This is a genomic window from Pseudomonas sp. NC02 (genome assembly GCF_002874965.1).
GTDB lineage: Bacteria > Pseudomonadota > Gammaproteobacteria > Pseudomonadales > Pseudomonadaceae > Aquipseudomonas.
The window spans coordinates 4,510,012-4,529,635 of record NZ_CP025624.1; the positions used below are offsets into that span (position 1 = coordinate 4,510,012).

Below are 19,624 nucleotides of genomic sequence, written 5' to 3' on the forward strand. Positions count from 1 at the left end.
TCCTGAACTTGTTACAAGGATTTTCGGGGGAAGCACGGCGCTGTCGAGGCTGCAGGCGTAGTCATGATGACAGATACCCCCGCGCACCCAGGCTTTATCTCCTTGCAAGGCATCGGCAAAAGCTATCAGCTGGCCGGTCAACACCTGTCGATTCTCAATGATGTATGCCTGGCCATCGAAACCGGTGACAGCTGCGGCATCCTCGGCGCCTCCGGCTCCGGCAAAAGTACCCTGCTCAATATTCTCGGCCTGCTGGATTTGCCCGACTGCGGCCAGTACCGCTTTGCCGGCCATGACATCTTCAGCGCCAGCCCCGATCAATTGGCGGCGATCCGCAATCAGCAGATCGGTTTCGTCTTCCAGAGTTTCAACCTGCTGCCACGCCTCAGTGCCCTGGACAACGTCGCCCTGCCCCTGAGCTACCGCGGCGTGTCACGCCACGACTCGGTGGAACAGGCCCTGCGCATGCTCGACCAGGTGGGCCTGGCCGAGCGCGCCCACCATCGCCCGGCCGACCTTTCCGGCGGCCAGCGCCAACGGGTCGCCATCGCCCGGGCATTGGTCGGCAACCCGTCGGTGATCCTCGCCGACGAACCCACCGGCAACCTCGACAGCACCACCGCCCAGGAGATCATGGACCTGTTGCTGGCGCTCAACCGCGAGCAGCAGGTGACGCTGATCATCGTCACCCACGACCCGCACATTGCCGAACGCCTGAATCGCAAGATCCTGGTGCGCAATGGTGTGGTGCAAGAGGCCGGGCGCCTATGAGCCTGCGGGTCGAACAAAGCCTGAGCCAGTTGCTGCACGAGGCGTTTGTCAGCCTGCGCACCCTGGGCAAGCGCTCGATCCTGGCCTTGCTGGGCATCGTCATCGGCAGTTCCTCGGTGGTGGCGCTGATCAATATCGGGCACAACGCCGCCGAAGACGCGGCGATGATTTTCAAGGACATGGGCACCGACACCCTGGTGGCGCAATTCCCGCCCAGGGGTGCCAGCACTGCGCAAATGCCCGCCAGCCTGGACCTGGAAGCCGTGCGCCGCAGCGTTCCAGGCATTGCCCATATCGGTGCGGTCTCGCTGTTCAGCGGGCCAGTGGTGTTCCATGGCCGTACCTGGAACGCAAGCCTCGTCGGCAGTACGCCGGACCTCAAGGATGCCATGCGCCTGTCGGTGCGCGACGGGCGCTTCCTGTCGAGTTTCGATGCTGGGGAAACCTATGCGGTCGTCGGTGACCAGGTCGTCCAGGCCTTGAGCGTGCCCGGCGACCCGCTGCAACTGGGCGACCGGGTACGTATCAACGATTACCTGTTCCTGATCGTGGGCATTCTGCACAGCCAGCCCCGGGCAATGCTGATTCCCGTACAGGCCAACGAATCGCTGTTCGTCCCCGCCCCGGGCATGCGCCGGATCTACGCCAGCCCGCAAATCGGCAACGTGATCATCCGTGCCACCCCCGGCCAGGATATGGAACGCCTCGCCCAGGACTCAGCCGTGGCACTGCGAGCCCAGCTCACCGACCACGATGTCGACATTCAGGTGCCCCAGCAAATGATCGATGGCATGACCCGCCAAAGTCGGACCTTCGCCTACCTGCTGTTGGCCCTGGGCGCGATCTCCCTGGTGGGCGGCGGCGTCGGCGTGATGAACGTGATGCTGATGAACGTCTCGGAGCGGCGCCGGGAAATCGGGATTCGCATGGCCCTCGGGGCGCGCCAGCGCGACATTCGCAACCTGTTCCTGCTGGAAGCCGTGACCCTGACCGCCGTGGGTGCGGTATGCGGCGCGGTACTGGGCATGACCGCCGCGTACCTGTATGCCAGGCTGTCCGGCTGGCAGTTTTCCCTGGCAGTGGCCGCGCTGCCGCTCGGGGTCGGCAGCACGTTGCTGGTGGGGCTGTTTTTCGGGATCTATCCGGCGGTGTCGGCCTCGCGGCTGCAGCCGGTGGAGGCCCTGCGCGATGAATAAACGGCTGCTGTTGTTGACCGCCTTGGTAAGCCTGCACAGCGTGGCCGCCGACGTGGTGATTCGCCCCTCCGCGCCCAGTACCACCCGCAGTGGCTATGAACGCAGCGTGTCGCTGAATGCCCAGTCCACCACCCTGACCCTGGGGGATGCGGTGTACCTGGGCCTGCGCAACAACCCGGCGATTCGCAGCGCGTACCTGCAACGGGTGGCGCAGAAATTCGACCTGCGGGTAGCTGAAGACACGTTCAACCCCAAGCTGACCCTGAACAGCTACTACCGCACGACTAAAGGCACTGAAGACAGCTCCCGCAACGCTAACCTCGCGCCTAATGCCACCTTGCTCGGTGAGTACGGCACGCGCCTGAGCATGAACTGGACCCAACAACTGAACAACGCCGATCGCGCCGGACGCTACCGCAGCGACGGCCTCGACCTGTCACTGATCCAACCGCTGATGCGCGGTGCCGGCTGGGACGCCACCACCGCCCCGCTGCGCCTGTCACGCCTGTCGGAACAGGCCAACCGCCTGAACCTCAAGGCCAACGTGGCGCAGACCATCAGCAACATCATCGCCACCTACCGCGAGTTGCTGCGGGCCCAGGAACAACTGAGCATCGTGCAGGACGCCCTCAAGCGCTCCGGCACCTTGCTTGAAGTGAACAAGGCGCTGATCAGCGCCGGGCGCATGGCCGAGTTCGAGATTGTGCAGACCGAAGCCGATATCGCCACCCAGCAACTGGGGGTGGAAGAAGCCCAGAACCAACTGGACACCAGCCGCCTGGCCCTGCTGCGCCTGCTGGCGCTCGACCTGTCGACACCGATACGCGCCACCGAGGCCCTTGAAGCCAAGCCCATGGACATCGACAAACGCCAGGCTTTCGTGCTGGCGCAGAACCAGCAGCCGGAATACCTCGCCACCCTGCTCGGCAGCCAGCAGGCCGACCTCAACCTGGTGATCGCCAAGGACTCCGGCCGCTGGCAAGTGGACCTGGTGGCCGGTGCCAACCAGATTCGGGCCGCCACCAATGACGATAACGGCTACAACAGCAATCGGCGCTGGGACAGCTACGCCGGCGTGCAGGTGCAGATTCCCATCGGCGACATCAGTACTCGCCAGGCCGAGGTGCACGCGCGGGTCGATGTGGAAAACCAGGAGATCATCATCGCCGACGCCCGCCAGCAACTGGAGCGCGACGTCAACGATGTGGTGCGCGACCTCGGTACCCGCTGGCGCCAGTATGAAATTTCCCAGCGGGCGGTGGAGTTGTCCAAGCGCAAGATCGAAATCGAACGGGAAAAACTCAGCGCCGGGCGCTCCACGAACTTCCAGGTATTGAGTTTCGAAACCGACCTGCGTAACGCCGAGAACTCACGGCTCAATGCGCTGATTGCCTATTTGAACGCCCAGACTCAGCTCGACCTGACCCTGGGCATGACGCTGGAAAGTTGGGAAATCGCCCTCAATGACTACTAATAAGAAGCGCCTGTTGGGCGCCGTGTTGATTGTGCTGGTGGCCGGCGTCGGCATCACGCTGCTCAGCCGTCAAAGCCCGGCCGCCAACCAGCCCGGCAACGCCGAGCAGTGGCTGGCGGTGAAGGTCGACCCGCTGGTGCATCAGATCGGCCTGGTGGGCAAGATCGAGCCTGACACCACCATCACCCTCACCGCGCCGTTCGACGGTAATGTGCAGGCCAACCTGGTGGAACAGGGCCAGCGGGTCGAGGCCGGCCAGGTGCTGCTGCGCATGGACCCGGCCACCCTCGAAGTGCAACTGCGCGACGCCCTCTCCGCCCAGCTCAAGGCCCGGCGCACGGTGCAGGAAATGCAGGACTGGGACAGTGGCCAGCAAGTCGGGCGCGCCCGCCGCACCCTGCGCACTGCCGAAATGACCGCCAGCAACACCCAGCGCAAACTGACCGAAAGCGAGAACCTGTTCAAGCGCGGCATCATCCCGCGCAACGAACTCGACGACCTGAAACAGCAGGCCACCCAGCAACAACTCGACCTGACGGCCGCCCGCGCTGAGCTGCAACAGGCAGTTGAACAAGGCCAGGGCGAATACCGGCAGATCGCCGATATGGAGCTGACCAACGCCACGGTGAAATATGAAGCCCTGCGCACCCTGCTCGATGGCAAGGAGGTCAAGGCACCGTTCTCCGGCATTGTGGTGCCGGCGCCGGGCAGTAACTCATCGACCCAGGGCGGCGGGAGCAATAGCGCGCCGGTGCAGGCCGGGAGCAAGGTCAGCCAGGGCCAGGTGCTGTTTGGACTGGCGAATATCGAGAAACTGAAAATCGTCGCCAAGGTGTCGGAGCTGGACATCAACCAGTTGCACCAAGGGCAAGCGGTGGAGGTGATGGGCGACGGGTTTGATGGGGAACGGCTGACGGGGTCGGTCAGCGTGGTCAGTGGCCTGGCAATTGCCAGCGACAGCCAGGGCAGCGCGCAGTTTCCGGTGACCCTGTCGATTCCCAAGCTGACCCCACAACAGTTGCAACGGGTAAGGTTGGGGATGAGTGCGCGGTTGACCATTGTGACCTACAACAATGACCAGGCGATTGTCGTACCGGCCCAGGCGATCAGTCGCGGGGATGGGGTGATGACGGTGGAATATCGGGCAGCGATGGATAAACCGGTGGAGCGGGTGACGGTGACCACCGGGCAGTCGACGGCCCAGGGGGTTGAAGTGTTTGGGTTGAAGCCTGGGTTTGTGAAGGTCGGTCCATGAACCCGACCTGCAGGAGCTGGCTTGCCTGCGATAGCAATCTCTCAGTTGATAAAGATGCAGCTGACCCACCGCTATCGCAGTCAAGCCAGCTCCCACATTAGATTCAGAGGTGTGCCAACCTCGCGGCCAGCGCCTTGGCCTGAATCGCGACATCCGTCACTGCGGTACTTTCCCACCACATCCCGCGCAACGGCGGGCCCATGGCAAACAGCCGCCGGCTGACATTCCCGTGGGCATCCAGCACCGCCCCCGACACATCCGCCGCAATCCCCAACGCCAACGGCCCGGGCTGAATCAGCCCGCGCTTGAGCAACTGCCTGGGCAACGGCCGGGCCACGCGCCGCCAGTCATATTCAATCCCGCTGGAGTTGATCAGCGCTGCCCCTGACACCTGCACCACATCCTGCTCTCCACGATGACGCAGGCGGATCGTCACCTCACCTTGCGAAGGTACCAGCCCCTTGTACGAAGCCGCCCGGATCCGCAGCCGCCCTTCCCCATGCAACCGCGTCACCAACTCGGCACTCAACGGCGGCGAACGGTGGTGGTGGCTTTCCCACCAGGGCCGCACATGCCGCACGAACTGACGTTTCTCGCCCTCGCTGGCCTGGCTCCACAACCGCCCGATGTTGGCACGCACGGTGTCCAGCGGCGCTTGCCAGTCAATCCCCTGCTCCAGCGCGAGCCGGCATTGGCGCCGCACCTCCCGCAGCAATTGCCGGGGGCTGCGCAGGCTGTGGTCTTCTCCCAGGAAGTCGACCCAGGCCGGCGGCTGCCGACGGACATGGGGCAACAGGCCGTGGCGCGAAAAAATCTCGATGGGCCCGCGATGGCCGGCCTGTTCCAGGGACACCACGGCGTCCACCATGGTCAGCCCGGAACCGATGATCAGCACGGTGGATTGGGGGTCCAGTTGGGTCATGGCCGGTACATCCCACGGGTCGACGGCAGCGGCATTCAAGCCGCTGGATTCGGTCTGTGGCGTGCGTGCCGCCGGGAACATGCCGGTGGCCAATACCGCACAGGCACCGCGCAGTTGCTGGCCGTCGCTCAAGGTCAGCCGTGTGGCGTGTTCATCCACCTCAAGGTCTGTCACCTCGGCGCGAATGTGCTCGACGGTCGACGCGGAAATCGCCTTGGCCTCGGCCAGCCGCTGCTGCGCGTACAGGCCAAAAATCCCGCGGGGCGGAAACAGTTCGCTGATGGGCACGTGCTGCTGGTCCGACTCGGGCCAGCCGCCGCCGGCGATGTAGGCGGTCAGCCACTGGGTCAGGTCATCGGCGTTGTCCGGGTCGACGCTCATGCGCGCGGCGTTGCCGTTCAAGGTGTGCCCAAGCTCTACCGCACTGTAGGCCTCGCCGCGCCCCAGTTCCTGGCGCGGCTCGATCACCAGGATCTGCCGCGTGCCCGGCAGGCGCAGCAACTGCACCGCCAGCATCGTCCCGCTCAGGCCGCCGCCGACAATCAGCACATCGGCGTTGCGAATGGCGCTCGTCGCCTGTCCGCGTTCGGTTTCACTCATGAAATTGCGCCCTTACTGTCTGCCTGAATGGTTGTGGTAAAAATCGCCCCGTGCAGTATCCAGCACATCGACCCGGGACGCCTAGTTCAGCCCGACTGCGGGAAGCCCAGGCTCTGGCCGCTAATCAGCCATTGCTCCAGCACCGTCGCCAGGCCGCCTTGCCAATGGGTGCTTTCCCCGCTCCACAATTCGGTCTTGCCCGAAGGCTGCCACCAGCGACAGAGCCGTTGTGAGGTGTCCACAGGGTCGATCCGTCGCACCATCGCCAACGTCTGGAACCCAGGGGCATACGCGTGGGTAGGCCGGATGCGCCACACTTGTTGCTGCAGGGCAGCGGGCTCGAGGTCATCCGCCAGGGTCAGGATCTGGCCACCGATCACCTGGGCGGCCAGGGCCAGCAGCAATAGGCCGGGTTCGAAGGCACCGCTGAGGGCCAGCCGCGACTGCTCGGTAAAGCCCTGCTGACGCAAGCCATCAGCCAGGCGCTCGACATCCCGCAACGCATCAATCCAGCGCCAGGCATACCACTGGCCGTCACGTTTGTGGCGCAGGGCGCTGTGCAAAGGGGTCACCTGTGCCCAATGGCGCAACTGCGCCAACGCCTCGGGCAACACCGTGACCCGTTCGGCGGGCCATTCCACATCCAACGCAAGTTCAAGTTCATGCACGCTCATAGGGTGATGCTCCTATTGGTGAAACAAGCATGCGGTGGTCCGCTGGCCGGATTTATGTGGGCGGCGGTGGGACGGCTCGACTCGCTCGCGAAACGGTGCGTCAGGCAACATCAATGCTGAATGTCAGTCCGCATTCGCGAGCAAGCCCGCTCCCACATTTGTTTTATGTACACCCGACAAATCACGATAGCTGGCCCCCGGATGGTTGTCCGCCAACCGCGCGCCGTCCCCAAACAATTTCTCCCGCAGGGTGCCCTGGGCATATTCGGTCTTGTATACGCCGCGCTTCTGCAACTCGGGCACCAGCAACTCGACCGCGTCGATAAAGGTCTCGTGGGTCAGTGCATAGGCCAGGTTGAAGCCGTCCACATCGGTCTCTTCAACCCATTCCTGCAACAGATCGGCCACGGTTTCCGGGCCGCCGACGAACAACGGGCCGAAGCCGCCGATGCCGACCCAGTCTGCCAGTTCATTCGGGGTCCAGACCTTGTTCGGGTCGGCAGTGGAGAAGGCTTCCACCGCCGATTGAATGGCGTTGGTATGCACATGCTTGAGGGGTTCATCGGGCTTGAACTGGCTGAAGTCGATGCCGGTCCAGCCGGAGATCAGGGCCATCGCGCCTTCGTAGCTGACGTAGGATTTGTATTCGTCGAATTTGGCCTTGGCCTTGGCATCGGTCTCGCCAACGATCACCGTCTGCAGGTTGAAGATCAGGATTTTCTTCGGATCACGGCCTGCCTCAGCCGCACGCCGACGGATGTCAGCGACGGTTTTCTTCAGCAGCACTTTCGACGGTGCGGCAACGAACACGCATTCGGCCTGTTCGGCGGCGAACTGTTTGCCACGGCTCGACGCCCCGGCCTGGTACAGCACCGGCGTGCGTTGTGGCGACGGTTCGCACAGGTGAATGCCGGGCACCTGGAAGTGTTTGCCGACGTGGCGGATCTCGTGGATCTTGCTCGGGTCGCTGAAGATCCGCCGTTCGCGGTCGCGTAACACCGCGCCCTCTTCCCAGCTGCCTTCCCAGAGCTTGTAGCAAACCTCCAGGTATTCCTCGGCGTAGTCGTAGCGCGCATCGTGTTCGGTCTGGGCTTTCTGGCCGAGGTTCTTCGCGCCGCTTTCCAGGTACGAGGTGACGATGTTCCAGCCGACGCGGCCCTTGGTCAGGTGGTCGAGGGTGGAAAGGCGCCGGGCGAACGGGTACGGGTGTTCGAAGGACAGTGAAGCGGTGAGGCCAAAACCCAGGTGTTCGGTGACCAGCGCCATGGGTGCGATCAGCGACAGCGGGTCGTTGACCGGCACCTGGGTCGCCTGGCGAATCGCTGCGTCACCGTTGCCGTTATAGACGTCGTAGATGCCCAGCACGTCGGCGATGAACAGGCCGTCGAACTTGCCGCGCTCGAGAATTTTTGCCAGGTCGGTCCAGTATTCCAGGTCCTTGTACTGCCATGAGCGGTCACGCGGGTGGGCCCACAGACCCGGCGACTGGTGGCCGACACAGTTCATGTCGAAGGCATTCAAACGGATTTCACGAGGCATTAAACGTTACTCCGGGGGGCGACACCGTTGAGGTGGTAGTTGCCGACAATCTGGTATTTCCAGCGCAGGGGATCATCAAGGGTCGGCGGCAGCGCAGTACGCTGGCCGGTGAGTTCGAATTCGGCGTTGCTGACAGCGATGAGGGCCTCGGCAGCCGCTATCTGGGCTTCTGTGAGGGCCACCGGGCCTGGGTGGGTTTCGGCACGCTCAAACAAAGCAGCCGCTACCTCCACGCGAATCTGCAAATCGCCAAAGCGGCTGATCACGTAGGGGTCATCACTTTTCTCGACAAAGCGCCGGGTGCTTTCCAGCAGTTGGCGCGCCTGATTCAGTGCGGTCATGGATGCAGCTCCTCAGTTCCAGGCATGGCGTGCGGGCTTGACGCCGTTGAGCACGAAGTTGCCGATCAGGTGGTATTTCCAGCGGGCCGGGTCGTGCAGGGTGTGGGTACGCGCGTTGCGCCAGAAGCGGTCGAGGTTGTGCTTGCCGGACACCGAGCGGGTGCCGGCCAGTTCGAAGAGTTTGCTGCTGGCGAGCAAGGCGGTTTCCGCCGACAGCACTTTGGCCTGGGCGACGACCAACGAGGCATTGGCCACGGTGTCTTCGTTGGGGTTGGCCAGGGCCTGGTCGACGGCAATGCCGGCCTTGGCGAGGATCGCTTCGGTGCCGTGGACCCGCCATTCCAGGTCGCCGATGGCGGCGATGGTGAACGGGTCTTGCCAGCCGTGATCCTGCTGGCTGTCGATCCAGGGCCGGGCCTGGCGTGCATGAATCTTGGCTTGTTCCAGGGCCCCGAGGGCGATGCCGGTGTCGACGGCCGCCTGGATGATCTGCGAAATCGGGCCGTTGGCGGTGGGTTGGTCGAAGGCCTGGTGCGCGGGGATCACCGCACTCAGCGGCACCTTCACACCGTCGAGGGTCACGCCGCCGCTGGCGGTGGTGCGCTGGCCGAAGCCGTCCCAGCTGTCGATCACTTGCAGGCCCGGCGCGTCCCGTTCGACAAAGGCGATGAACGCCTGGTCCTTTTCGTTGACGCCCACCGTCGGCACGATATGGGCGAACAGTGCGCCGGTGCAGTAGAACTTCTCGCCGTTGATGTACGCACTGTCGCCGTCAAAGCGCACTTGTGTGTCAAACGTGCCGGCGTTCTTGCTCTTGGCTTCGGAGAAGGCATTGCCGAACCGATAGCCCAGCAGGACCTTGGCGAAGTAGTGCTGCTTTTGCTCCTCGCTGGCGGTTTGCAGGAGGATGTCGACGACGCCCAGGTGGTTCTGCGGAATCTGCCCCAGGGACGGGTCGGCGGCGGAGATCAGCTTGATCACCTCGGCCACCGTCACATAGGACACTCCCGCGCCGCCGTAGGCCTTGGGAATGGTGATGCCCCACAGGCCACTGGCAGAGAATTCGTCCAGCTCGGCCACCGGCAGGCGTCGCTCGCGGTCGCGCACGCCGGCGTCCACGGCAAAACGCTTGGCCAACTCGGTGGCAACCGCAATGGCCTCGGCGTCCGAACGGATGATGTGGGCAGGTTGTAGGGGTTGGGCTGACATGGGCCGACTCCAGGCTCCAGAGAGATACTGGAGTGATTGCAGGAGTCGTGCCCGAATGCAATGTGCAATGAAATCAGCGGGTTGCCGGTATATCAGGGAAGTCGTTGGCGGTTCAAAACAGCAAAGTGTCCAACCACTGTTGCACTGCCAACAGTTAAATCACCACGTTGCGCACAAACCGCACCGCCACGTCGCCGTCATTGCGATAGGCGTGAAGGTAGCGGCTGGCGAACATCAGGAACTCACCGGTGGCGACGTTTTTTTCCTCATCCCCCAGCACCAGCGTCAGGGTGCCTTCGAACACAAACAACTGCACGCTCCAACCCTCGGGGTCCGGTTCAGGCATGTAGCGATCGCCGGGCTCCAGGCGCATCTCCCATAGTTCCACTTCGCGACGCGCGGTGGCCTTGGCCAGCAGCACGGCTTTGCTGCCGGGGATGTCACCGGCCCAGGCCAGTTCGTTGATACGGCTGTGATCAGCGGCATCCGGGGCCTGGATCAAGTCGCTGAAGGCCACGTCCAGGGCTTCGGCCACCCGGTCGAGGGTCGACAGGCTGACGTTTTTCTCCCCCGCCTCGATTGCCACCAGCATGCGCCGGCTGACGCCGGATTTTTCGGACAGCGCCGTCTGGCTCAACTCAGCCGCATGGCGCAGGCGCCGAACGTTCTGGCTGACGTGTTGCAGGACCGAGGCCCGTTGCGGATTTTCTTTGTGCACTATATTGCTCACAGGGTGGGGTTGCGCAGTATACTGCCCAGCTTGCGGCGCATTGTGCGGTCCGCGCCCTTCCTGTGCAAGACCGAGCCGCCATGACCACCTCCCCATTGTTTTCCCGTTTCAGCAAAGCCGAATGTGTATTGGTGGTGATCACCATGTTTTGGGGCGGCACCTTTTTGCTGGTGCAGCACGCCATGGCGGTCAGCGGCCCGATGTTTTTCGTCGGCCTGCGTTTTGCTGCAGCGGCGCTCATCGTCGGGGCGTTCTCATTCCGCAGCCTGCGGAACCTGACGCTGTTTGAATTGAAGGCTGGCTGCTTTATCGGTGTGGCGATCATGTTCGGCTACGGTTTGCAGACCATTGGCTTGCAGACGATCCTGAGCAGCCAGTCGGCATTTATTACTGCGCTGTATGTGCCATTCGTGCCGCTGCTGCAATGGCTGGTACTGGGACGGCGGCCGGGGTTGATGCCGAGCATCGGCATCATGCTCGCGTTTACCGGGCTGATGCTGCTGACCGGCCCGGCCGGGGCATCATTGAATTTCAGCCCCGGTGAAATCGCCACGTTGATCGGTGCGGTAGCGATTGCCGCCGAGATCATCCTGATCAGCGCCTTTGCCGGGCAGGTGGATGTACGCCGGGTAACGGTGGTGCAACTGGCCACGGCGTCGGTGCTGTCGTTCCTGATGGTGGTGCCGATGGGCGAGGCGCTGCCGGGGTTTTCCTGGTTGCTGCTGTTCAGCGCGGTGGGCCTGGGGCTGACCAGCGCGGTGATTCAGGTGGCGATGAACTGGGCGCAGAAAAGCGTCTCGCCGACTCGCGCCACGCTGATTTATGCCGGGGAGCCGGTGTGGGCCGGCGTAGTCGGGCGGATTGCCGGGGAGCGCTTCCCGCCGATTGCCATGGTGGGCGCGGCGTTGATCGTGGCGGCGGTGATTGTCAGTGAGATGAAAACCCGCCGGCAGCGGCTCGCCGAGCCCCAGGCCGAACTGGAACATGAAAACCAGGGTTAAGCGGCCTCAGAGGCGCAACTCACCGTCCAGGTTGATGGCCTGCAGGAACGCCTCGTCATGGGACACCACGATCAGCGCGCCCTGGTACTGATTGAGCATTTGCTCCAGGGCAATCCGGCTGGGCAAATCCAGATGGTTGTCGGGTTCGTCCAGCAACAACAATTGAAGCGGATGCTCGGCGTAGAGCTGTGCGGCCAGGGCAATTTTCAGACGCTCGCCGCCGCTCAGTTGGCAGGTGTCGAGCATCGCGCGGTCAGCATCAATGCCCATTTGCGCCAGCCGTGTACGCGCTTCGCTTTGCGCCAGTAGCGGATTACTTTCGTAAAGCCATTGCACCGCCGTGCGCTCGGGGTGCTCCAGCCCGGCGTGTTGGTCCAGCCAGCCGATATGGCAACTGCGCGCCAACTCACCGGCAGCCACCGGCAACTGGCCGGCAATCACCCGCAGCAGGGTCGACTTGCCACTGCCATTGGCTCCCAGGATCGCCATGCGCGTCGGGCCGGTCAGGGTGAGATTGATCGGCGCCGGGCTGCCAAACGGCAACACCACGTCGTTCAACTGCAGCACCAGCTTGCCCTGGGGCACCACGCTTTCCGGCGACAGCATCATGCGCTGGATCTCGGGCGCACACCGCGCACGCGCCTCGGCGATCCGCTGCTGTTGCTGCTCACGCGCCAGCTGCTGATTGAGGCGCAACTTGCCCTGGCTGTTTTCACTGCGCTCTTTCTGGGCGTTGGTGATCAGTTTGCTCTGGTTGCCATCCCGGGCCTGGCGGTCGCCCCGGGCATTGCGGCGCTGCTGACGCTCCATCTGGATAACCGCTTCACGCTGCTCACGTTTGGCGTGCGCGCGCTCCCCCTGCAACGCCGACTGGAACGCCTGCTGCTCCTGCTCTCGTGTCGCCGCATAGTGGCTGTAATTACCGCCGTACACCGCCAAGCCCTTGGGCGACAGTTCGACAATCTCGCCCATGTGCTCCAGCAACCCGCGATCATGGCTGATCAGCACCAGGCCGCCGGACCAGCGATCAATCTGCTGGGCAAGCTTGTGCTGCTGATCGATGTCCAGGTGGTTGCTGGGCTCATCGAGGATCAACCAGTCTGCCCTCGACAACCAGGCGCCCAGCAAAGCGACGCGCTGGCGTTCGCCGCCACTGAGGGCCGCGGTTGGCGAGTCGGCAGTCAAGTGCCCCAGGCCGATTTGCTCCAGGGCCGCCGCCAGTCGAGGCGCTCAATCCCATTGATCAACGGCCAGTGCATGGTCCTGTTCGTCCACGCTGCCCTCGGCGATGCGCGCCAACGCCGCCAGCACTTGGTCGACACCTGCCAGCGCCGCCACGCTGGAATAGCGTTCGGGCTCCAATAGTTGCGTCACCGCGTACACACTGCCCTCGCGGCGCACATGCCCGCGGGTGGGCTGCAGGGTGCCCGCGAGCATTGCGCCCAGCAAGGACTTGCCCGTCCCGTTGGCCCCCACGAGGCCGGTCGCCCGGGCGCTGAAGGCATGGTTCAGATTGTCGAACAGGCTGCGTCCATCCGGCAGGCTGCAGGCGACATGGTCAAGGTGGAGCAATCGCTGGGTCATCACACGTCCTTATGCAACAGGCTGAAAAAAACCTTTAAACAGCATACCTGCCCTGGATACGGGCATTGAAACAATGCCAAACAGCCTTTTTCAGCCTACCTTGTAGGATCCTGCCACATCTTGCCGTTTGGTGATCAAGATTCCGGCACGTATGATGCATCCCAAACTCCCGCAGATTAGAAGCCTATGTCCCTGATAGTTCTACTGCTTCTGCCTTTTATCGGCAGCTGTCTGGCGGCCTTGCTGCCGCACAACGCACGCAACACAGAGTCCCTGCTGGCCGGCCTTGTGGCCCTGGTCGGGACGGTTCAAGTCGCCCTGCTCTACCCCCAGATCGCCCACGGTGGCGTGATACGTGAAGAATTCATGTGGTTGCCCAGCCTCGGGCTGAACTTCGTATTGCGCATGGACGGTTTTGCCTGGTTGTTCTCGATGCTGGTGCTGGGCATCGGGACCCTGGTGTCGCTGTACGCCCGGTATTACATGTCGCCGGAAGACCCGGTGCCGCGCTTCTTCGCGTTTTTCCTGGCCTTCATGGGTGCGATGCTCGGCCTGGTGATCTCCGGCAACCTGATCCAGATCGTGTTTTTCTGGGAACTCACCAGCCTGTTCTCGTTCCTGCTGATCGGCTACTGGCACCACCGCGCCGATGCCCGGCGTGGCGCCTATATGGCGCTGATGGTCACCGGCGCAGGCGGCTTGTGCCTGCTGGCGGGGGTGATGCTGCTCGGGCATATCGTGGGCAGCTACGACCTGGACCAGGTCCTGGCTGCCGGTGATCAGATCCGTGCCCATTCGTTGTACCCGATCATGCTCGCCCTGGTGCTGATCGGCGCCCTGAGCAAAAGCGCGCAATTCCCCTTCCACTTCTGGCTGCCCCACGCCATGGCTGCACCGACGCCGGTGTCGGCCTACCTGCACTCGGCAACGATGGTGAAGGCCGGCGTGTTCCTGCTGGCCCGCCTGTGGCCGTCGCTGTCCGGCAGCGAAGAGTGGTTCTGGATTGTCGGCGGTGCCGGTGCCATTACCCTGCTGCTCGGCGCTTATTGCGCCATGTTCCAGAACGACCTCAAAGGCCTGCTGGCCTACTCCACCATCAGCCACCTCGGGCTGATCACCTTGCTGCTGGGCCTCAACAGCCCGCTGGCCGCTGTCGCCGCCGTATTCCATATCCTTAACCACGCCACTTTCAAGGCGTCGCTGTTCATGGCGGCGGGGATCATCGACCACGAAAGCGGCACCCGTGACATCCGCAAGCTCAGCGGCCTGTTCAAGCTGATTCCGTTTACCGCCACCCTGGCGATGGTCGCCAGTGCGTCCATGGCCGGCGTGCCGCTGCTCAACGGCTTCCTGTCCAAGGAAATGTTCTTCGCCGAAACCGTGTTTATCTCCGCCACTGCCTGGGTTGAAATCGCCCTGCCGGTCATCGCAACTATCGCCGGTACCTTCAGCGTGGCCTATGCCCTGCGCTTTACCGTGGATGTGTTCTTCGGCCCCAAGGCCACCAACCTGCCCCACACCCCGCACGAGCCGCCACGCTGGATGCGTGCGCCGGTGGAGTTGCTGGTGTTTACCTGCCTGCTGGTGGGGATTTTCCCCGCCCAGGTGGTCGGTTCGATCCTCGCCGCAGCGGCCCTGCCGGTGGTCGGCGGCGAACTGCCGGAATACAGCCTCGCCATCTGGCACGGCTGGAACGCGCCGATGATCATGAGCCTGGTGGCCATGTCCGGCGGCGTGGTGCTCTATCTGCTGCTGCGCAAGCAACTCAAGTTGGGCCGCTTCAAATACCCGCCGATCATCAGCTACTTCAATGGCAAGCGCGGCTTCGAGCGCTGCCTGGTGGTGATGATGCGCGGGGTGCGCAAGATCGAAAAACGCATCAGCACCAAACGCCTGCAAACCCAGCTGTTCCTGCTGGTGCTGGCGGCGGTGATCGCCGGGTTGATCCCGATGCTCTACAGCGGCATCAGTTGGGGCGACCGGCCGAAGATCCCGGGCTCCATCGTGTTCGTCACCCTGTGGCTGCTGGCAATCGCCTGCGCCCTGGGCGCCGCCTGGCAAGCCAAGTACCACCGGCTGGCAGCCCTGACCATGGTCAGCGTGTGCGGGATGGTGACCTGCGTGACCTTCGTCTGGTTCTCGGCGCCAGACCTGGCGCTGACGCAACTGGTGGTGGAAGTGGTCACCACCGTGCTGATCCTGCTGGGCCTGCGCTGGCTGCCACGGCGGATCGAAGAAGTTTCCCCACTGCCCAGCTCGCTGCGCAAGGCACGCATCCGCCGCCTGCGGGACTTCCTGCTGTCCACCGTGGTCGGTGGCGGCATGGCGCTGCTCTCCTACGCGATGCTGACCCGCCAGACGCCCAACGACATCTCCTCCTTCTACCTCAGCCGTGCCCTGCCAGAAGGCGGTGGCAGCAATGTGGTGAACGTGATGCTGGTGGACTTCCGGGGCTTCGACACGCTGGGAGAAATCACCGTGCTCGGCGCCGTGGCGCTGACCGTCTACGCCCTGCTGCGCCGCTTCCGCCCGTCGAAGGAAAGCATGGAACTGCCCGCGCAACAGCGCCAACTGGCACCCGACGTGGCCACCGACCTGATCAACCCGCGCCAGGCCAGCGACACCGCCCTGGGCTTCATGATGGTGCCGGCGGTGCTGGTGCGCCTGCTGCTGCCGATTGCGCTGGTTGTCTCGTTCTACCTGTTCATGCGTGGGCACAACCAACCGGGCGGCGGGTTTGTCGCCGGCCTGGTGATGTCCGTCGCGTTCATCCTGCAATACATGGTCGCCGGTACCCAGTGGGTCGAGGCACAGATGAGCCTGCGGCCGATGCGCTGGATGGGCTTTGGCTTGTTGTCGGCAACCCTGACCGGGCTGGGCGCACTGCTCGCCGGCTACCCGTTCCTCACCACGCACACCTGGCACTTCAGCCTGCCGGTGCTGGGGGACATCCACGTCGCCAGCGCGCTGTTCTTCGACGTCGGTGTGTACGCCATGGTGGTCGGCTCGACCTTGCTGATGCTCACCGCCCTCGGCCACCAATCGGTGCGCGCCCATAAACCCAGTAACCAGGCGAAAGCCGTTGCCAGCCCAGGAGGAGCCGCCTGATGGAAGAAGTCATCGCAATTGCCATTGGGGTCCTGGCGGCCTCCGGCGTCTGGCTGATCCTGCGGCCACGGACGTTCCAGGTGGTGATGGGCCTGTGCCTGCTCTCCTACGGGGTCAACCTGTTCATCTTCAGCATGGGCAGCCTGTTCATCGGCAAGGAGCCGATCATCAAGGATGGCGTGCCGCAAGACTTGCTCAACTACACCGATCCGCTGCCCCAGGCCCTGGTGCTGACGGCAATCGTGATCAGCTTCGCCATGACCGCACTGTTCCTGGTGGTGCTGCTGGCATCCCGGGGCCTGACCGGCACTGACCATGTGGACGGCCGGGAGCCCAAGGAATGACCTGGATGAATCAACTGATCATCGCGCCGATCCTGCTGCCGTTGCTGACCGCCGCGCTGATGCTGATGCTCGGAGAGAAGCACCGCCCGCTCAAGGCGCGGATCAACCTGTTCTCCAGCATGGTGGGCCTGGGCATCGCTGTGCTGTTGCTGTACTGGACCCAGAAAGGCGGCCCCGGCTCCATCGGTGTGTACCTGCCGGGCAACTGGCAGGTGCCGTTCGGCATCGTGCTGGTGGTGGACCAACTCTCGGCGATGATGCTGGTGCTCACCGGGATCATTGGCGTCAGCGCCCTGCTGTTCGCCATGGCCCGTTGGGATCGGGCCGGCACCAGTTTCCATGCGCTGTTCCAGATTCAGCTGATGGGCCTGTATGGCGCCTTTCTGACCGCCGACCTGTTCAACCTGTTCGTATTTTTCGAAGTGCTGCTGGCGGCCTCCTACGGCCTGATGCTCCACGGTTCCGGCCGGGCGCGGGTGTCGGCGGGGCTGCATTACATCTCGATCAACCTGCTGGCCTCGACCTTGTTCCTGATTGGCGCGGCGCTGATCTATGGCGTCACCGGTACCCTGAACTTTGCCGATCTGGCACTGAAAATCCCCCTGGTGCCGGAAGCCGATCGCGGCCTGCTGCATGCCGGTGCGGGCATCCTCGCCGTCGCCTTCCTGGCCAAGGCCGGGATCTGGCCGCTGAACTTCTGGCTGGCGCCTGCCTACTCCTCGGCCAGTGCGCCAGTGGCGGCGATGTTTGCGATCATGACCAAGGTCGGCGTGTACACCGTGCTGCGTCTGTGGAACCTGCTGTTCTCCGGCCAGGCGGGTGCCTCGGCGCTGTTCGGTGGCGACTGGCTGATCTACGGCGGCATGGCGACCATCGTCTGCGCGGCGCTGGCGATGATTGCCGCGCAACGCCTGGAACGCATGGCCAGCCTGAGCATTCTGGTGTCCGCCGGGATCCTGCTGTCGGCGGTGGGTTTTGCCCAGCCAAGCCTGACCGCCGGGGCGCTGTTTTATCTGGTCAGCTCCACCCTGGCGCTGAGTGCGCTGTTCCTGCTGGCCGAATTGATCGAGCGTTCGCGCTCGGCCAACGACATGCCCCTGGACGACGAAATCGAAGCCCTGCCCAAGGCCATGGAATCCCTGCATCCACCGCCCGGCACCAACCTCGACGATGAACAGAAAGCCGTGGTCGGCCAGGTGATTCCCTGGACGGTGGCGTTCCTCGGCCTGAGTTTTATCGCCTGCGCCCTGCTGATCATCGGCATGCCGCCGCTGTCCGGGTTTATCGGCAAGCTCAGCCTGCTCAGCGCCTTGATCAACCCGTTGGGCCTGGGCAATGCCATCGACGAACCGGTGCGTCCGGCCGCCTGGGGCCTGGTGGCACTGCTGATCTTCTCCGGCCTGGCTTCGCTAATCGCCTTCGCCCGCCTCGGCATCCAGCGCTTCTGGACCCCGGAAGAACGTCCATCGCCGCTGCTGCGCCGCTTCGAATGCGTGCCGATTTTCTTCCTGCTGGGCCTGAGCATCGCCCTGACGTTCAAGGCCGAGCCGCTGATGCGCTATACCCAGGCGGCCGCCGAGAGCCTGAACAACCCGGAACACTATGTGATGGCGGTCATGGCGACGCGTCCGGTGCCGAGCCCTGAAGCCAAGGCCGCCGCCCTGGAGGTGCAGCCATGAAGCGCCTGTTCCCTGCCCCGTGGCTGTCATTGGCATTGTGGTTGTTGTGGCTGGTGCTGAACCTGTCCGTCAGCCCCGGCAACCTGCTGCTGGGGGCAATCCTCGGCTTTGCCGCACCGCTGATGATGGCGCCGTTGCGCCCGCTGCCGATCCGCATCCGCCGCCCGGGGGTGATCATCCGTTTGTTCTTCCTGGTGGGACGTGACGTGATCATCTCTAACCTCGCCGTGGCCTGGGGCATCCTGACCTGCGGCTCGCGCCCACCGCGTTCGCGCTTTATCAAGATCCCCCTGGACCTGCGGGATGCCAACGGCCTGGCCGTGCTGGCGATGATCACCAGCGTGACGCCGGGCACCGTATGGTCGGAACTGGCCCTGGACCGCAGCGTCCTGCTGATCCACGTGTTCGACCTGGATGACGAAGCGCAGTTTATCGAGCACTTCAAACACGCCTACGAACGGCCCCTGATGGAGATCTTCGAATGAGCGCCCTGCTCTCCAATGCGATCCTGTTCAGCCTGTTCCTGTTCTCCCTGGCCATGGTGCTGACCCTGGTGCGCCTGTTCAAAGGCCCGTCGGCCCAGGACCGGGTGCTGGCGCTGGATTACCTGTACATCCTGGCCATGCTGATGATGCTGGTGCTGGGTATTCGGTATGCCAGTGACACGTATTTTGAAGCGGCGCTGTTGATTGCGCTGTTTGGCTTTGTGGGGTCATTTGCCCTGGCGAAATTCCTGCTGCGTGGGGAGGTGATCGAATGATCAATGTCGACGTGTTGCCGCTGTGGGTTGAAGTGATCGTCGCGGTATTGTTGGTGCTTAGCAGCCTGTTTGCGCTGATTGGGGCGATTGGGTTGTTGCGGATGAAAGACTTCTTCCAGCGCATGCACCCGCCGGCGTTGGCTTCGACCTTGGGCGCCTGGTGTGTGGCGCTGGCCTCGATCATCTACTTTTCGGTGCTCAAGTCCGGGCCGGTGTTGCACGGTTGGTTGATCCCGATCCTGCTGTCGATCACAGTGCCGGTGACGACGTTGCTGCTGGCACGCACCGCGTTGTTCCGCAAGCGCATGGCCGGGGATGATGTGCCGGCTGAAGTCAGCAGCCGTCGCACTGACAGCGGCAGCTGATCCCCACAGGCGCCGCAGTGGTGAAATTCGTTCTCCAATAGAATCCATAAAATAGAACCTCAATCGCTAATC

General features: G+C 63.5%; 17 protein-coding genes and 1 pseudogene. 11 read left to right on the plus strand and 7 right to left on the minus strand.

Annotated features, from left to right (window positions below; translation table 11 throughout):
• Positions 1-63 precede the first annotated feature (63 nt).
• From C0058_RS21170 to C0058_RS21185, 4 genes are read left to right on the plus strand one after another with little or no spacing between them, the layout of a single operon-like run.
• Complete coding sequence (locus C0058_RS21170) at positions 64-771, plus strand: ABC transporter ATP-binding protein (protein WP_023658970.1); 708 nt, start codon at positions 64-66, stop codon at positions 769-771.
• Positions 768-1,967, plus strand: a complete 1,200-nt coding sequence (locus tag C0058_RS21175; RefSeq protein ID WP_003211725.1) for an ABC transporter permease — start codon at positions 768-770, stop codon at positions 1,965-1,967. Before C0058_RS21170 ends, C0058_RS21175 begins: the two co-directional genes overlap by 4 nt.
• Positions 1,960-3,441, plus strand: coding sequence for a TolC family protein (locus C0058_RS21180; protein WP_102369503.1), 1,482 nt, complete (start codon positions 1,960-1,962; stop codon positions 3,439-3,441). Before C0058_RS21175 ends, C0058_RS21180 begins: the two co-directional genes overlap by 8 nt.
• Entirely contained in the window at positions 3,431-4,696 is a 1,266-nt protein-coding gene (locus C0058_RS21185; protein WP_102369504.1) for an efflux RND transporter periplasmic adaptor subunit, read from the plus strand. The genes C0058_RS21180 and C0058_RS21185 overlap by 11 nt, the downstream gene beginning before the upstream one ends.
• A gap of 103 nt (positions 4,697-4,799) precedes the next feature.
• Here the strand turns inward: C0058_RS21185 and C0058_RS21190 are convergent, their stop codons facing one another.
• From C0058_RS21190 to C0058_RS21215, 6 genes are all read right to left on the minus strand, one after another.
• Positions 4,800-6,218, minus strand: coding sequence for an FAD/NAD(P)-binding protein (locus C0058_RS21190; RefSeq protein WP_102369505.1), 1,419 nt, complete (start codon positions 6,216-6,218; stop codon positions 4,800-4,802).
• Positions 6,219-6,304: 86 nt separating this feature from the next.
• The gene (locus tag C0058_RS21195; protein WP_003211733.1) at positions 6,305-6,892 is read right to left on the minus strand and encodes an AMP-binding protein; all 588 of its coding nucleotides are present in this window, start codon (positions 6,890-6,892) and stop codon (positions 6,305-6,307) included.
• 123 nt (positions 6,893-7,015) lie between these two features.
• Positions 7,016-8,431, minus strand: a complete 1,416-nt coding sequence (locus tag C0058_RS21200) for an LLM class flavin-dependent oxidoreductase (protein WP_003211735.1) — start codon at positions 8,429-8,431, stop codon at positions 7,016-7,018.
• Positions 8,431-8,772 (minus strand): hypothetical protein, encoded by a 342-nt coding sequence (locus C0058_RS21205; RefSeq protein ID WP_003211737.1) that lies wholly within the window; start codon positions 8,770-8,772, stop codon positions 8,431-8,433. The genes C0058_RS21200 and C0058_RS21205 overlap by 1 nt, the downstream gene beginning before the upstream one ends.
• A gap of 12 nt (positions 8,773-8,784) precedes the next feature.
• Positions 8,785-9,981: an SfnB family sulfur acquisition oxidoreductase gene (locus tag C0058_RS21210; RefSeq protein ID WP_003211739.1), complete on the minus strand. Its 1,197-nt coding sequence runs from the start codon at positions 9,979-9,981 to the stop codon at positions 8,785-8,787.
• Positions 9,982-10,135: 154 nt separating this feature from the next.
• Entirely contained in the window at positions 10,136-10,699 is a 564-nt protein-coding gene (locus C0058_RS21215) for a helix-turn-helix domain-containing protein (RefSeq protein WP_003211741.1), read from the minus strand.
• Between the two features lie 92 nt (positions 10,700-10,791).
• Between C0058_RS21215 and C0058_RS21220 the strand changes: the two genes are divergently transcribed.
• Positions 10,792-11,712, plus strand: a complete 921-nt coding sequence (locus C0058_RS21220; RefSeq protein WP_008432448.1) for a DMT family transporter — start codon at positions 10,792-10,794, stop codon at positions 11,710-11,712.
• 6 nt (positions 11,713-11,718) lie between these two features.
• Here the strand turns inward: C0058_RS21220 and C0058_RS21225 are convergent.
• Positions 11,719-13,296: pseudogene (locus tag C0058_RS21225) on the minus strand (ATP-binding cassette domain-containing protein).
• Between the two features lie 186 nt (positions 13,297-13,482).
• Between C0058_RS21225 and C0058_RS21230 the strand changes: the two are divergent.
• The 6 genes from C0058_RS21230 to C0058_RS21255 are packed head-to-tail and all read left to right on the plus strand — an operon-like array spanning position 13,483 to position 19,552.
• A complete protein-coding gene (locus C0058_RS21230; RefSeq protein ID WP_003211746.1) occupies positions 13,483-16,404 on the plus strand; it encodes a monovalent cation/H+ antiporter subunit A in 2,922 nt (973 codons plus the stop codon).
• Complete coding sequence (locus tag C0058_RS21235; RefSeq protein WP_003192163.1) at positions 16,404-16,748, plus strand: Na+/H+ antiporter subunit C; 345 nt, start codon at positions 16,404-16,406, stop codon at positions 16,746-16,748. The genes C0058_RS21230 and C0058_RS21235 overlap by 1 nt, the downstream gene beginning before the upstream one ends.
• Positions 16,745-18,427: a monovalent cation/H+ antiporter subunit D gene (locus C0058_RS21240; RefSeq protein WP_102369506.1), complete on the plus strand. Its 1,683-nt coding sequence runs from the start codon at positions 16,745-16,747 to the stop codon at positions 18,425-18,427. The genes C0058_RS21235 and C0058_RS21240 overlap by 4 nt, the downstream gene beginning before the upstream one ends.
• Positions 18,424-18,912: a Na+/H+ antiporter subunit E gene (locus C0058_RS21245; protein ID WP_003211750.1), complete on the plus strand. Its 489-nt coding sequence runs from the start codon at positions 18,424-18,426 to the stop codon at positions 18,910-18,912. Before C0058_RS21240 ends, C0058_RS21245 begins: the two co-directional genes overlap by 4 nt.
• Positions 18,909-19,187, plus strand: coding sequence for a K+/H+ antiporter subunit F (locus C0058_RS21250; RefSeq protein WP_003211751.1), 279 nt, complete (start codon positions 18,909-18,911; stop codon positions 19,185-19,187). The genes C0058_RS21245 and C0058_RS21250 overlap by 4 nt, the downstream gene beginning before the upstream one ends.
• Positions 19,184-19,552: a Na+/H+ antiporter subunit G gene (locus tag C0058_RS21255; protein WP_003211753.1), complete on the plus strand. Its 369-nt coding sequence runs from the start codon at positions 19,184-19,186 to the stop codon at positions 19,550-19,552. The genes C0058_RS21250 and C0058_RS21255 overlap by 4 nt, the downstream gene beginning before the upstream one ends.
• The last annotated feature ends 72 nt before the right edge of the window (positions 19,553-19,624 follow it).